Below are 15,023 nucleotides of genomic sequence, written 5' to 3'. Positions count from 1 at the left end.
TGCCGTCGGACAGCGACGTGACGGGGCACTTGAGGGTGTAGGGCGAGTAGTACAGCTTCCTGGGAGGGGCCATTTTCGTGCTTGCCGTGGCGGCAACCAGCTGCAATTCTCCATCCGCTTTGCGATAGGCGAAACCCAATTCCGCTTTTTGTTCTACATCCAGTCCGTTGACAAAGTTGGCACTGAGCTGGCCTTCGTCCACCTTGAAGTTCTGCACTATGATATTGGACTCCTTGTTCTGGGGCTTCCTGCGGTAGCAGGCTTGGCCCCAATCACGGCGCGCATGAGCTGGTTGTAGCCGCCTTTCGCGTTTCCCGCGCCCGTGCCGCTGGCGTTCGGTTCGAGGATGGAGAGCAGATAGGCACCGTCGTTGCCTGCTCCGCTCCATCCCCAGTTCACCCGGAAGTAGTTGTTGCCGGCATATCCGTCGATGACGAAGGCGTGGCCGTTCAGTCCCCCTGCCTCGCCGCTGTAGAACACGGGTCGACCTTCGGCCAATTCATTGTAGATGACCCGGTTCCATTCGTTCACCGAGAAGTCTTCGTGGTCGATGATGCGCGTGGCATGGTCGAAACCGAAATACTTGATCAGCGCGTTGGGCACGTGGAAGGCGTTGGCGCCCGACGCGCCGCTGGCGTAATCCATGTAGACCGACACGCCGCAATATTGCATGAGCTTGGCCACGGCTTCCGCCTGTGCGTCGGTGTATGTTCCCTGACTATAAGTTGGCAGCATGTCGGCCCAGTTTATCACGCTGTTTTGGGCTATGCCGTCCACATGGATCAGCCGGTTGCCCGGCCACGGCGTGTCCGTGTCATACGCCGGCATGGCAGCCTGCGTCTCCTTGACCATCATCGGGTGTCTTTTGCCAATGATAGTAGAGCAATTCGGCCATGGCCGTGGCCACGCAGCCCGTCACCGTCTGCCCGCCACCCGTCGGCGACTTCGGGCAATGCCTGTTGTAAGGCGTGTTCTGGTCCCACTTGGCGGTGGTCATCGATTCTATCTTCGGCTTTGAAGCAATGCCTTCGCCGGGCGAAGCGATGTTTGCGGCCGATTGGGCGTCGACGTTGCGCAGCGCCGTTATCTGGTCGGCATATCCCCGCAACCATGACTTGAGGTTGTCGGGAGCCTCGTCCCACGTGAAGGTGGATGTGGTGGAGTAGCCCAAAACGGGTGCCGTGCGGTCGTCGCCCGAGATGATAGCGAAGCCGTGGTCGCCGTTGAAGACGTAGAAGGGCGTGCCTTCCGGCTGTCCGAAGGGGACGGCTGCGTTTACGGAGACGCCGGCGCGCGTCGTCTTTGCCGTTTTGGGCATGCCAACACCCTTGGAGGCGAGGAACCGTGCCGCCTTCCGGCGTGCCTGCAGCTCGTCGACGGAGGCGGCAAGTGCGGCGGCCATCGTCGTGGAGAGCAGCAGGACGAGCAGCAGCGTCCGCATTTCATACATCAGCATGCCCGTGTCAAGGACGTGCCGTATTCCTTTCAAAATTGTGTTTGTGCTTTTTGTCATTACTGTCTTGCTTATATGAAAAACAATGTCTTGAGCGGTGGGTGGCTCCCGTGCCGCCGTCATGTCGTCATGGGGCCTACATGAACTCCTTGGCGAACCATTTTTCAAAAACCGCGTCGTTTCCTTGGCCCTGTCGGTGAAGTTGCCGCCCTCGACGGACATGCCGTAAACAAAAGGTTTGTCCATGATTTGCGTCTCCTTTTGATGCAAAATTATTGGAAAAGCATTGAGTTCACAACTTTGTGGACCACAAACCTGTGGACTTTTGCTTTTGTTAAGGAAATCGGTCGATGGTCTTGGGCGTTGCAAAAGGGCTGCATGTTCGCCGTGAAAGCGGGCTTGCGATTCCCCAAAAAGGCAGGTCGGGCGACTCGGCAGGCGGCTTGCGCAGTATGGATAGCTTTTCGGGCAAAAGCGATAACCCGTCTTTCGGGCGGAGGCCGTACCTTTGCGGCAGAAATTCAAACGAGAGACAAATGAAAAGAACATTATTCATCGCCGCCCTCATGACGGCATTCAATTTTGCGACAATGAACGGACAGAACATCAACGAAAAGACACTGGAGCAGCGCATCGAAGCGATTGAAGACCGCATGGCCATCAAGAACGTGGTGGACACGTTCTCCACGCTGGCAGACACCAAGGAGGTGGAACTGCAAGGGCTGCTCTTCACCGAGGACGCCAAGGTCGTCAACCACGCCGAGGGCCGCCCCACGACGACGCTCAACGGCTGCCGCGAGATCGTGAAGGCCTTCGGCGACTACCTGGCCACGACCGAACTGACCTTCCATCAGAACGGACAGCAGACGGTGACGTTGGACGGCGACAGGGCCGCGGCCTTTTCCCCGCCCCTTTTGCCGTCGGCTGCGGCAGAAGGGGCGGGGGCGTCTTGCCGCTCGCTGTCCTTTGGTTTGCCACCGCTGCCCTTTCGGCTTGCAGAAGGGCAGCTTTTGGTTTCTGAAAGCAGTCCTTTTGGGCGGTGAAAGCGGCCCTTCCGCAAGCCCGAAAGGCCGCTTTTGCAAGGCGGTGATTGCATGGACGGATTCGGGCGGTGCCCGATGGCACGCACGGCGTCGTGCCCGGCACGGGCCGGAGTGGGCGGAAGGGAGCGAGGCAGCCATCCATCCGTCGACCCAGGAGGGGTCGACCACCATCATCACGGCTGTCTTTGGGCGACCCTTCCAGGGTCGATTTCCGCCTGGTCTTCTATCCCCTGGTCACTCCGCTTCGCAGAGATGACCAGGGGTTATCGAGCGATGAAGCCTCCGGCTTCACCTCTTACGCTGCCTGCTACAGGCATTTCTTGATACTCAATCGGTTTATGGGGACATAGTCATGCTGCATTCCTTATATCCAATCGACGAATAGGGACATAATCATGGCGCATTGCGCATGCTACCGCTTGTACTCCGCCTGCAACCGCCAGGGCGGTTGGTCTTATTTATATAGCTGGCTTCATGGGCTTTGACGCGCAATGTAAGATGGCTGTGGGCACAACACCAACAACCGCATGGCAGGTGGCCTTGATTTGGAATAGTCATACCTTGTTGCTTTAGGGTGGGGTGCCTGCAACCGCCAAGGCGGTAGTGCGCAGTGCACCATGGCCATGCTCCTATGAACCGACCTGACACAGTTTACTTTACACTCTTCTCTTTTCTCTTTTTATCCTTTACTTTTCAAACGTGGTTCTTTGGGAAAATCAAAGCTGCCTTTTCACACGCTAAAAGCTGCCTTTTAAGGAGGTGAAAGGGCAGCTTTTATATTTCATCGACACGTCATTTCACACTTCATATTCCTGCTTTTTACCTTTCCAATGGCCTTTTTACTTTTTTACCTTTTTACCTTTTTACCTTTTGTCGCTCCGTGAAAAACGGCTATCTTTGCGGCGATATGAACGATACGGACAAGATAGCGGCCGAGCTTTTCGGTCGGGTGGCGCAGATACTGGGCATGACCGACGGGGCCATGGCCAACAAGTTGATGCACGAAACGCTGGTGCAGGTGTGTCACGAGGGGCTGGCGGGGAGCAATCTGGCCTTCGGCAACCTCTTCTCGCAAGTGGACTTTCTCTGCAAGAAGCACCATGTGGGCATGGCCGACGCCATCGCCATCCAGCGCATGCGCCGTGAAACCAACCGCCCCGGACGACCCACGGCGGATGACCTGCGCTACAACAGCCGTGCGCTGGCCCTGTTCATCTCGACCGTTCTCGGCGTGGATGTGCCGCGGGAGATCGTCGGCCGCATTCCCCACACCGACCGGCCGCACGAGAATCTGCAGCCCGTGGACTATCGTTGCGTGCGTTGCATCGTGCGGGAAACCGACGCCGACGGCTTCACCGCCACCATCGACCAGGACGCCGACGAGAGGGAGGTGGCCGTGAGCCTGGCCGATGACCAGCTATACCTTATTGATATGTTGCGGCCCGGCATGCAACTCAACCTGATTGACGTGTCGGCACCCACGCTGTCGCAGTCCCGTCGGGCACGGGCCTCGGCCCAGCTCATCGTCGTGGAGCCTGATTTCCTGGTCGATATCAGCAGTATCGCCCGCTGCTTCACCGACTATGGCCACCATCCGTTGGCCTATACCGTCAACCGCATGGCCCCGGCGGCCAACAGCCAGGCCATCCTGGTGGGTGACTTTGCAGGCAAGGCACTCGACGACATCATCAACGGAGAGGGTCGTTATGAGTGGAAAGAGACCTTCAAGAAGAACTTCAGGGAGAAAGCGCTGGAGTTCTGCACCTGTGAAGACCTCAATCGGGACGAGCAATTCAAGGCGGCGGCACTCTCGCAGACCCAGAACATCCGGCAGATTGTGGCCGAACTATTCGGCGAGTTCAGTTCGACGGTGTTCAAACCCCGCACGGCGTTCACCTACGACCGCCGTCAAGTTCTCTTGGAACCGTCCTTCGTGTGCGAGCAACTGGGCCTGCAAGGCCGCGTCGACCTCATGACGGCCGACATGAAGCTGCTCGTGGAGCAGAAAGCGGGCAAGAACTTCAACATCCAGCGCAACCTTCCCAACGAGTACGGGTCGTATCAGAAGGAAGACCACTACGTGCAGTTGCTGCTCTACTACGGCGTGTTGCGCCAGAATTTCCACGTAGGCAACCACCAGACCGACATCCGGTTGCTCTATTCCAAATACCCGCTGCCCGGCGGATTGGTGGTCGTCAATTTCTATCAAAAGCTGTTTCGGGAGGCCATCCGCCTGCGCAACGCCGTCGTCTTCGGGGAGTTCGACTTTGCGCTCCATGGCTTCGGACGCGTGCTCGACAGCCTTACGCCGGCCACGCTCAACGAGAAACAAGTCGCCACACCTTTCTTCCAACGCTACGTTCTGCCCCGACTGCAGGCCGTCACCCAGCCCTTGCAGCGGCTGACGGACGTGGAACGCGCCTATTTCTGCCGCATGATGACCTTTGTCTATCGCGAACAGTTGGCCGCGAAAGTGGGCCAACAGGAGGGCGTGGGCAATGCCGTGGCCGACCTGTGGAACATGCCTTTGGCCGAAAAACGGGAGACCGGAAACATCTATACGGGGCTGACCATCGTGTCGGCGGAGCGCAGCAGCGACTTCAGCGGCGTGGATTTGATTATGCTGCGCGTGCCCGATCAGGGCGAAGACTTCCTCCCCAACTTCCGACTGGGCGACCTTGTGTACTTCTATGGCTACGCGGATGGCGCGCAGCCCGACGTTCGTGAGGCGCCGTTGTATAAGGGAACGCTCGTCGACATACGCACCGACCGCCTCCAACTGAAGCTCATCAACGGACTCAACCTGCACCGACAGGCCGACCACTACGCCATCGAACACGGCGGAAGCGACGTCGGCACCACGGCCGCCATTCGCTCGTTGCACCAGCTGATGACGGCCGACAGCCGTTGCCGGCAGCTCCTGCTGGGGCAGAGAGAGCCGGAAGTGGACACCACCGCAGGGCTGACGACGGCCTATCATCCCAGCTACGACGACGTCGTGCTGAAGGCCCGGCAGGCCCGCGACTACTTTCTGCTCGTGGGACCGCCCGGCACCGGCAAGACCAGCATGGCCCTGCAATTTCTCGTCAGGGAAGCCCTGGCCGTGAAACCGGCCGACGAGGGCATTCTGCTGATGGCCTATACCAACCGCGCCGTGGACGAACTGTGCGGCATGCTGACCGACAATGCCATCGACTACATCCGCATCGGCAACGAATACACCTGCGACGCGCGCTACCGCGACCATCTGCTGGGGGCCATTGTCGAAGCCACGCCCCGCCTGGACGCCGTCCGTCAGCGGCTGTTGCACACCCATGTCATCGTGGGAACGACGAGTACGCTGCAAAGCAAGTCGTATCTTTTCAGCCTGAAACGCTTCGCCGTGGCCATGGTCGATGAGGCCAGCCAGATCTTGGAGCCGAACATCGTGGGACTGTTGACCCACTGCGGCAAGTTCATTCTCGTCGGAGACCACAAGCAACTGCCCGCCGTGGTGCAGCAGGACGAGGCCGTGTCGGCCGTCACGGAGCCGTCGTTGCGCGCCATCGGGCTGGACAACTGCCGGCAGTCGCTCTTCGAACGTCTGCTCCGCCTGGAGCGTCGGGCCGGCCGCAGCCGCTTTGTGGGCGTGTTGCGGCGCCAGGGTCGCATGCACCCCGATGTCGCCGCGTTCCCCAACCGCATGTTCTACAGCGCGGAAAAGCTGCACCCCGTGCCCCTGCCTCACCAGCGGGAGGACAGTCTCGGCTATGCCGCGCCCCCCCTCGACGCCTTCGACGACCTGCTCAAGCGGCGGCGTATGGTCTACATCCCCTCGGCTTTCTGCCACGAACCCGCGCTGTCGGACAAGGTGAACACCGCGGAGGCGGCCATCGTGGCCGACGTGTTGCGCCGCATCCATCGCTTCTATGGCTCCCGGTTCGACCCCGACAAGACGGTGGGCGTCATCGTTCCCTACCGCAACCAGATAGCCATGATTCGCAAACGCGTGGAGACGCTCGGCATTCCGGCCCTCGAACGCGTCAGCATCGACACGGTGGAACGCTACCAAGGGTCGCAGCGCGACGTCATCATCTATTCCTTCACCATCCAACAACACTACCAGCTCGATTTCCTGACGGGCAATTGCTTCGAGGAAAACGGGCATGTCATCGACCGAAAGCTCAACGTGGCCCTCACCCGGGCACGCAAACAGATGATTATTACGGGCAACGAACAGCTCATGAAGGCCAACCGCGTCTTCGCCGAACTGATTCGGGAGATAGGCGAAAAGCAAGGCATTTGGCGGCAATAGTTCCGCCTTCTCACTTTCTGAAGGCTTCCACCGGCTGCATGCCGAACTCGTCCTTGAAGCATTTCGAGAAGTAGCTGGGCGACGTGAAGCCCACGGCGTAGGCCACTTCCGATATGTTCATGTCCTTGGAGCGCAGCAGTTGGTCGGCCTTGACAAGGCGCGACTTGCGCAACAGCTCCACCGGCGACAGACCCGTGAGGGCCTTCACCTTGCGATAGAGCTGCACGCGGCTCAGTCCCACTTCGCTTCCCATCACCTCGACGCTGAACTCGCTCTCCACCATGTGGCGCTGGATGACGTCGTGCAGACGTGCGATGAACTCCTGGTCGCGGGCCGACGGCCGTGCCAGGTCGTCGTTCCTGGCTGTCGTCGGCGGCTCCGTCGCGTCGCCGTTGCTGCTCACCGTCTGTCGGGCATAGAGGCGTCGCATGCGGTCGCGGCTTTGCATGATGTTGTCGATGCGTGCCATGAGCACGGCCGAGCTGAAAGGCTTGGTGATATACGAGTCGGCGCCGCTCTTGTAGCCCTCGGCCACCTGCGAGTCCTCGCTCTTGGCCGTCAGCAGGATGATGGGAATGTGGCTCGTGGCGGTGTCGGCCTTCACGTGTCGGCATAGTTCCAGTCCGCTCATCACGGGCATCATGATGTCTGAAATGATGAGGGCCGGCACGTGCTCGCGGGCCTTTTGCAGTCCCTCCTGTCCATCGGCGGCCTCGACGATGTGGAACCGTTCGCGGAGCACCGTGCGCAGATAGTGGCGGATGTCGGTGTTGTCGTCGACGACGAGCAGCGTCTCGCGGCCGCCGTCAGGCTCCGACTCCGTCGCGTCGGCAGTCGTTTCGGCGCATTCAGGCACGTTTTTGTCCGAAATGTTGTCCTGCTTGTCGATGCGGTTTCCTGCCGTGTCGAATTCTATTTTCTTGAAGTCGAGGATGTCGCTCACCAGCTTCATCAGTTCGTTGGCGTTGCGGGCTGTCGACCGAAGCGTGTCGAGGTCGTGGTCTTTCAGCCTTCCCCGCTCCACGATATGGTTGATGGGGTCGGCGATGAGCGTCAGGGGAGTGCGTATCTCGTGGCTCACGTTGGTGAAGAAGTCGAGCTGTCGGCCCTGCATCCGTTCGCGTTCCTCGTTGATGCGCATGCGTTCGTAGTAGTAGCGGTAGGTCATGAAGATGGCCGCCACGAGCAGAATGAGGATGACGACGGCCATCATGAGCATCCACCGCTGCGTGTTGTAGCGGCTGAGATAGTCGTTGGTCTTGTCGTGCAGGCGTTTCAGGTCGTTGCTTTGCCGTGCCACCTCCTCGGCCTGGAGCAGCAGCACGTTGGCGTTTTCGCGGGTGACGAGGGCCGACTTCAGTTTCTTCTCGCGCTCATAGGGCCGGCCGGTCAGTATGTTCATGGCCAGTTCCATCACCTCGTCGCCGCGGGTGGGGTAGATGTAGGACGCTTCGAGCAGCCCGTCGCGCACCTGTTCGAGTCCGCTGTCGCCCGTGGGCAGGGCGTCGACGCCGCAGAAGCGGGTCGTGGCTTGCCTGTCGTGGGCCAGAATGGCGTCGCGGGCGCCCATGGCCATGCGGTCGTTCTGCCCGAAGACGAAGTCGATGCGGCCCTTGTCCTGCTTCAGGAAGCGGCGCATGGCCCGTTCGGCCGAAGCGCCGGTCCAGTCGCCTTGCAGCGTGGCGGCCACCTGTATGCCCGGATGGGCCTTGAGCGCCTCCATGAAGCCCTCGTGGCGTTCGATGGCGGGCGAAGACCCGCGCAGCCCCATCACTTCGACCACGCGTCCGTGGCCCTTCAGCCGCGTGGCGATGTAGTGGCCCATCTGCCGTCCCACCTCTCTGTTGTCGGCGCCGATGTATGCCGAGTAGTGGCTGGTGCCCGACTTGCGGTCGTAGACGATGACGGGAATGTGGTGGCGGTAGGCGTTTTCGATGGCTGGCGTGATGGTGTTGGTCTGGTTGGGGGCCACGATGATGAGGTCGACGCCGCGGTTGACGAACCGGTTTATCTGTTCTATCTGGCGCATGTCGGAATCGTCGGCCGAGGCAAAGTGCAGCGTCACGTCGTTATAGGCATAGGCGCCGGTGCGCAATTCCTGGTTGAACTTGTCGCGCCAGATGTCTTCGGAGCATTGCGACACGCCGATTTCGTATTTCCTGCTGCCGCCCGAGCACGACAACAGCAGTGCCGCAAGAAGTGGAATCAATGGTTGCAGATGGGGTATTTTCATATGGTTGGGGGGTATTGCAAAGGTAAAAAAGTAAAAGGGTAAAAAGATGAAAAAGTAAAAGGGCTGCTTTTGTCTTTTAAAGGTAAAAAAGTAAAAGGGTAAAAAGGTAAAAAAGGATTGTGAGAGGGCTGCTTTTGGGCAGCGAAAGGGGGCCTTTGGCCAGATCAAAGCACAGCTTTTGCCAGCTAAAAGGGGGCTTCTTGGAAAGGCGGAGGGCTGTCCTGACAGAGCAGTCGGGCCATTTCGTTGAGTTCCAGGCACTTGTTGCGGCTGAAGGCTGTCCGCTCGTTGTGATGCTCGGCCTGTGATACGATGAGCCGGGCCCTTTCTTGCGTGGCGTAAGGGATGTGCGGGTCGCCCGAGAGCGTGCCGAAGAGCGGCCTGCGGCCCTCCACCATCAGCGTGACCATGTAGATTTTAGGGGCCGTGTAGTCGTTGTAGTCGCAGCGACGCTTCATCGACGGTCTCGTCGGGGCCTGGTAGGGGCGGGCCCGTTCCAGCTTCGCCAGGGCCTTCTCGCGCAGTGCCGACGCGACGGCCCCTGCGATTTCGTTGGGGGACGGATGGGAAGCGGCGGTTTCAGAAGACGAGGGAGGGCCGGAAACAAGCTTGGGCTTTTCCATGGTGGCGGTGTTTGAAAGCGAAAGCAAGATAGCAAAAGGACGACAAAAAAGCAAGGAGCGCCGCCGGTTTTTGCCGTTATTTTGTGTTTTTTTGGCCTGCCGCCGCCGCTTTTTGGCTTTTCTTTGCAATTGCCGGCGGGCTTTCGGGCGATGGACAGCTGGTTTTCGGGCGATGATATCGCCCGCCACACCAACGTCATGGCAGCCCCGCATTTTGACCTGGGGGCACTTGTTCTTCGCCGTTCTGCCCTCCGCTTGCTTCCTGTTGCTTGTCGTTGCGTGTGGATTGCGGCATTGTCGCAATCAGCCGCCTCGTCCTCCGCCCCTGCGCGCTGCCCTTCCATTAGCAAATTCCGTTCATTTGCAATCACAAATGTTGCATGCAACAATCGTTTCAGCCTATGAACGATTTGTGGCAAGAGCTGCGATGGCTTTCATTTAACTTTGCCGCAGAATCCTGAAAACCCGAGAAGAAAGTATCAACCTAATAGTAAAAAGCGAATGGACAATCTAAAAAGAATTCTGACGAGCATGCTACTCATGTTCTGTTGCACATTAATTTATGCGCAAGTAGAGATTGGTGGTACCGTTGTTGATGGGGCCAATGAGCCTATCATCGGTGCTACGGTAATGGAGAAGGGTACGACCAATGGCGCCGTAACCGATCTTGATGGTCATTTCAAGCTGAAAGTGAAGCAGGGCGCTGTCCTCGTTTTCACCTATATTGGCTATGCTACGCTGGAGCAGAAAGCCGAAGCGAACATGCGTGTACAGCTGAAAGAAAACGCGAAAGAATTGAACGAGGTAGTCGTAACGGGCTATCAGACTCAGCGCAAGGCCGACCTGACCGGTTCGGTGGCCGTCGTGAAGACCGACGCGCTGAAGACTTCGCCCGATGCCGACCCCATGCGTGCACTGCAAGGCAAGGTTCCGGGCATGAATATTACTGCCAATGGTTCGCCCAGTGGCACGGGTACGGTGCGTATTCGTGGTATCGGTTCGTTCAATACGTCGCAGGATCCACTCTATATTGTTGACGGCGTGCCAACCAACTCGGCCCTCAACTCGCTCAATGCCAGCGATATTGAGAGCATGCAGGTGCTCAAGGACGCTGCTTCGGCCTCTATCTACGGTAGCCGTGCGGCCAATGGTGTAATCATCATTACCACCAAACAAGGCAAGAAAGGGGATAAGGTAAAGGTCGATTTCTCTACCAACCTGACGGCGCAGTTCTATACCGCGCAGTCCAAGATGAAGCTCAGCAACACCCGTGAATATGTTACGGCCATGGTGCAGGCCGCCCTTAACGACGGCGTCGACCCCGTGACCTACGCTCAGAACTACGGAATCAACATCAACGCGGCCAACGGAACCGCCATCAGCGTGTGGAATCCGGCCCTGTCGAAATACGTGAATTATACGATTAATGGTCGCTACGATGGTTTCATCAATAGCAAGAAGACCATGCGCTTCTCCGATACCGACTGGGTAGACGAGATTTCGCGCACCGGTTTTGCCCGTAATTACAACGTTTCTCTTTCGCATGCCAACGAGAAGCACTCCGCGATGTTCTCGCTGGGCTACAAGAAGAATGACGGTATATTGAAGTATACCAACTTTGAAAACCTGTCGGCACGTATGAACGCTACCTATCATATTAATAAGATGGTCAGTGTGGGTGAGAATTTCACCGTTACCTACACCAAGCAAGTGGACGTAGCGCCGATGGAAAACGCCTTGAAGATGGCGCCTATCGTGCCCGTTTACGAAGAAGATGGTGTTACTTTCGGTGGTCCGGTGGGTGGTATGAGCGACCGCCAGAATCCCGTGCGCGAGGAATATCACAACAAGGACAACCATTTAGATTTCTGGCGACTCTTCGGCAATGCCTTTGTCGACATCAAACCCATCAAGGGCTTGCTCTTCCGCTCTAACTTCGGTATCGACTTCACGACCTCTTTTATTAACGCCCTCACCCATACGTTCACGTCGGACGTGGTGAAGAACAACATGGCCAAGACCACTTTGGGCCAGACCAACAACGTAAACTACACGTGGTCGAATACCTTGAACTATAACTTTACGCTCTTAAACGAACATAACTTCTCCTTGCTCGCGGGTTCCGAAATCAATAAGCAAAGCGTCGTAGACTTCAGTGCTTACTCCGAAGACTACGCTTTGGAGGACACGGACTACATGTGGCCCAATGCCGCCACGGGCACGATGCGCAATTCCGGTGCGAAGGTGGGCTATCGGTTGGCCTCTTTCTTCGGTAAGGTAGACTATAATTTCAAAGACCTTTTGCTGGCTTCGTTTACCATTCGTCATGATGGTTCGTCGCGCTTCGGTGCCAATCACCGTTGGGGAACGTTCCCCGCAGCCTCGCTCGGTTTCCGTCTTTCACAGTTGTTGCAGCAGAAATGGCTCGACGATTTGAAGCTCCGACTCTCTTGGGGTAAGACCGGTAATCAGGCCATCGACAACAACGCGCAGTTCGGACTCTACACCCGTGACTACGGACTCGACCGTGTTACCTCTACCGCTTACGACCTTCGTCTGGCCGGTTCGGGCACTTTCCCCTCCGGTTACAGAGCTACGCAGACGGCCAATCCTAACTTGAAGTGGGAAACGGCAACGCAATACAACGCCGGTATCGACTATATGTTCTTCGGCGGTTCGCTCTATGGTAATGTCGATGCCTATATCAAGGACGTGGACGATATGCTGATCAATCCCGCTTACTTAGGCGCGATGGGCGAAGGTGGCGCATCTTGGTCGAACGGCCCTTCGCTCCGCAACTGGGGTATGGAGTTCGCCGTGGGCTATCGTAAGACTTTTGCCAATGGGTTAGGCGTTGATTTCAACGGCAGTCTTGATTTCTTCCGCAACAGAGTGACCAGTCTGCCCGCGTCGACGACCGGCTCTTACGCGCATACCACAAAGGAAAATCTCGTTCAGTCGCGCAAGTCATACGGCTCCATCGTGGGCTATGTGGCAGACGGATTGTATCAGTCGAAGGAAGAAGTGGCCGCGTCGGGTCAGGACAACGCCCGCGTGGGTGGCTTGAAATATAAGGATCTGGACGGCGACCAAAAGATAACCTCGGCCGACCAAACATGGATTTTCGATCCCGTTCCGGCCTTCTCTTATGGTCTGAATGCCGTTTTGAACTACAAAAACTTCGACTTGACGATGTTCTGGCAGGGCGTATACAATCAGGATGTCTATAATAATCAGAAGTTCCAGACCGATTTCTGGAGTATCACCGACCCAGGTTCCAATAAGGGTAACCGCATGTTGGGCGCGTGGACGACAGGTAATACAAGCTCGACCATTCCGGCCCTGACAACCAATAACACCGCCGACGAAGGACGTGCCTCGTCTTATTACGTGGAGAATGGCTCTTATCTGAAACTGCGTACCTTGCAGTTGGGCTACAACATCCCGACATCCGTTCTGTCGAAACTGCGGGTTGCCACGGCACGTGTGTACATATCGGGCCAGAATCTGCTGACCCTCAAGAGCAGCAGTCTTACCTGTTCCGATCCCGAAAACCCCAACTGGAGTTATCCTATTCCTACTTCCGTATCATTCGGCCTTCAAGTTGGTTTTTAAATAATACATAAACGATAAGCAAAATGAAAAAGATATATATTGCCATTTTGGCCCTCGCAGGTAGTCTTACACTGACAAGCTGCAATGATTTTCTGGATTATAAGCCCACGGCCGTGGTCGATGAAGACAAGGCTTTCTCCGATCCGGAGAGCATGGTCAACAGTGCTTACGCCATGTTAGGCGACTGCTGGTATCAGTTTCCGTTCAATCTGTGGCCCTACGGCGACGTTACTTCCGACGATTGCCTGAAAGGTGGTTCGGGCGTTAACGACACCGACTATCATCCTTTTGAGGTTTGGACAAACCTGACGTCGACCATCGGCCCGCTTGACGAGCTGTGGTATCGGCTCTATGCGGCCGTGTCGCGCTGCAATCGTGCGCTGGTGTCGCTCGAAAAAAACGGCAATGATAAGCTGGGCGAGGCCACAACACGGGAGCGCATAGCTGAGGTGAAGTTCCTCCGTGCACACTTCTATTATAAGCTCATCACCGTTTTCCGCAAGATTCCTTGGATTGACGAGGAGGTTTTCAAGACCAACGCGCAGGAGCAGACCCACAACGACGCGTTTACCTACGAGCAGTTGTTCGACAAAATCATCGCCGATTTCAAGGTAGCGTATGACGTTTTGCCCGAAATACAGAAGGAAGGCGGTCGAATCAACAAGATTGCGGCGGCTTCTTACTTAGCCAAATGCTACCTGCAATTGGCTTGGGGCGACGGTTATGAGAAGACAACGGGCATCAGCCACATCAAAGCGGACTACATGCAGAAGGTTGTTGACTACACGGATGTCGTGAGTAAGTCGCGCTACGGCTATTTGGAGGACTACGGCGACATATTCCTGCCCGAATATAAGAACAGCAAGGAGTCGATATTCTCTATCCAATGCTCCGACTATAAGGACGATAATACCACCTTCGGACGTGGCAACTGGTCGAATACGCTGAACGGTTGCTGGGGAATATGGTCGTGCGGATGGGACTTTCACAAGCCTTCGCAGAACTTAGTAGACGCTTTCAAGACCCGCAATGGACTGCCCGAGTTTGACGATTTCGACAAAACACCGGCTCATCCGGTCAACGGTCAGCCTAACACACAGAAGTGGGATCCGCGCTTGTTCCACACGGTGGGCATGCCGACGTTCCCCTATAAGTATGAGAAAGAATACACCCTGACGAAGGACAACTCGCGCAACCCAAGCGCGTATGGCTACTACACGTCTTTGAAAGAAGTGCCGCAGCGCAGCAAGGGTGAGACCTACAACAATCCCTGGCAGGCTTTCGCCATGAACGAATACATGTTCCGTTACACCGATGTTATGCTCATGCGTGCGGAAGCGCTCATCGAAACCGGACGATTGGCCGACGCCAAGACGATAATCAACGCCATCCGGCAGCGTGCCGCTAACTCCGTGAACAAGCATATCGCCTATGCGGCCGACCAATGTGAGATTGCGCTCTATCCCGATAGCTACTTCCAAGACAAGGATACGGCCCGTAAGTGTCTGCGTTGGGAGCGCCGTCTGGAGCTGGCGATGGAACATGAGCGCTTCTTTGACCTGCGCCGGTGGGGCATTGCTTCGGAAACGCTGAACCGATATTTCAAAACAGAGGTGAACAGTGAATACGATGGCACGAAGTTCGCGCAGTATTACAAGGACGCGCGGTTCACGCCTGACAAGAACGAGTTCTTCCCCGTGCCCTACAATCAGCTTTATTACATTCCGGGATTGTACACCCAGAACAATGGTTATCAATAAGA

The 15,023-nt window shown here is 56.9% G+C and carries 9 protein-coding genes; 5 read left to right on the top strand and 4 right to left on the bottom strand.

The window, feature by feature from the left end:
- Window positions 1–216: 216 nt before the first annotated feature.
- Both K334_RS15370 and K334_RS15365 read right to left on the bottom strand, forming a co-directional pair.
- Window positions 217–855, bottom strand: coding sequence for a C10 family peptidase (locus K334_RS15370; protein WP_025880118.1), 639 nt, complete (start codon window positions 853–855; stop codon window positions 217–219).
- Window positions 815–1,489, bottom strand: coding sequence for a Spi family protease inhibitor (locus K334_RS15365; protein WP_161625370.1), 675 nt, complete (start codon window positions 1,487–1,489; stop codon window positions 815–817). The genes K334_RS15370 and K334_RS15365 overlap by 41 nt, the downstream gene beginning before the upstream one ends.
- A gap of 500 nt (window positions 1,490–1,989) precedes the next feature.
- Here K334_RS15365 and K334_RS14350 point away from each other — a divergent pair, with 500 nt between their 5' ends.
- Window positions 1,990–2,496, top strand: a complete 507-nt coding sequence (locus tag K334_RS14350) for a nuclear transport factor 2 family protein (RefSeq protein WP_025880124.1) — start codon at window positions 1,990–1,992, stop codon at window positions 2,494–2,496.
- A 907-nt stretch (window positions 2,497–3,403) separates the two neighbouring features.
- On the top strand, window positions 3,404–6,790 hold the full coding sequence (locus K334_RS0102645; RefSeq protein WP_027444466.1) for a DEAD/DEAH box helicase: 3,387 nt from the start codon (window positions 3,404–3,406) through the stop codon (window positions 6,788–6,790).
- Between the two features lie 10 nt (window positions 6,791–6,800).
- On the opposite strand, the gene K334_RS0102640 is transcribed toward K334_RS0102645, so the two are convergent.
- Both K334_RS0102640 and K334_RS0102635 read right to left on the bottom strand, forming a co-directional pair.
- Entirely contained in the window at window positions 6,801–9,023 is a 2,223-nt protein-coding gene (locus tag K334_RS0102640) for a substrate-binding domain-containing protein (RefSeq protein ID WP_025880125.1), read from the bottom strand.
- Between the two features lie 185 nt (window positions 9,024–9,208).
- Window positions 9,209–9,646, bottom strand: a complete 438-nt coding sequence (locus tag K334_RS0102635; RefSeq protein ID WP_154655530.1) for a hypothetical protein — start codon at window positions 9,644–9,646, stop codon at window positions 9,209–9,211.
- Between K334_RS0102635 and K334_RS15145 the strand changes: the two genes are divergently transcribed.
- From K334_RS15145 to K334_RS0102625, 3 genes are read left to right on the top strand one after another with little or no spacing between them, the layout of a single operon-like run.
- Window positions 9,633–10,088 carry a hypothetical protein gene (locus K334_RS15145; protein WP_154655529.1) on the top strand — a complete coding sequence of 152 codons (456 nt, stop codon included), beginning with the start codon at window positions 9,633–9,635 and terminating at the stop codon, window positions 10,086–10,088. The genes K334_RS0102635 and K334_RS15145 overlap by 14 nt on opposite strands.
- Window positions 10,089–10,147: 59 nt before the next feature.
- Window positions 10,148–13,261 (top strand): SusC/RagA family TonB-linked outer membrane protein, encoded by a 3,114-nt coding sequence (locus K334_RS0102630; protein ID WP_025880130.1) that lies wholly within the window; start codon window positions 10,148–10,150, stop codon window positions 13,259–13,261.
- A gap of 23 nt (window positions 13,262–13,284) precedes the next feature.
- Entirely contained in the window at window positions 13,285–15,021 is a 1,737-nt protein-coding gene (locus tag K334_RS0102625) for a RagB/SusD family nutrient uptake outer membrane protein (RefSeq protein ID WP_021589896.1), read from the top strand.
- Window positions 15,022–15,023: the final 2 nt, after the last annotated feature.

Origin of the sequence: Segatella baroniae DSM 16972 = JCM 13447 (assembly GCF_000426585.1) — a bacterium.
In the GTDB taxonomy this organism is placed as follows: Bacteria; Bacteroidota; Bacteroidia; order Bacteroidales; family Bacteroidaceae; genus Prevotella; species Prevotella baroniae.
The sequence above is the reverse complement of the archived record's forward strand: the minus strand, read 5'-3'. Positions and strand labels throughout refer to the sequence as shown.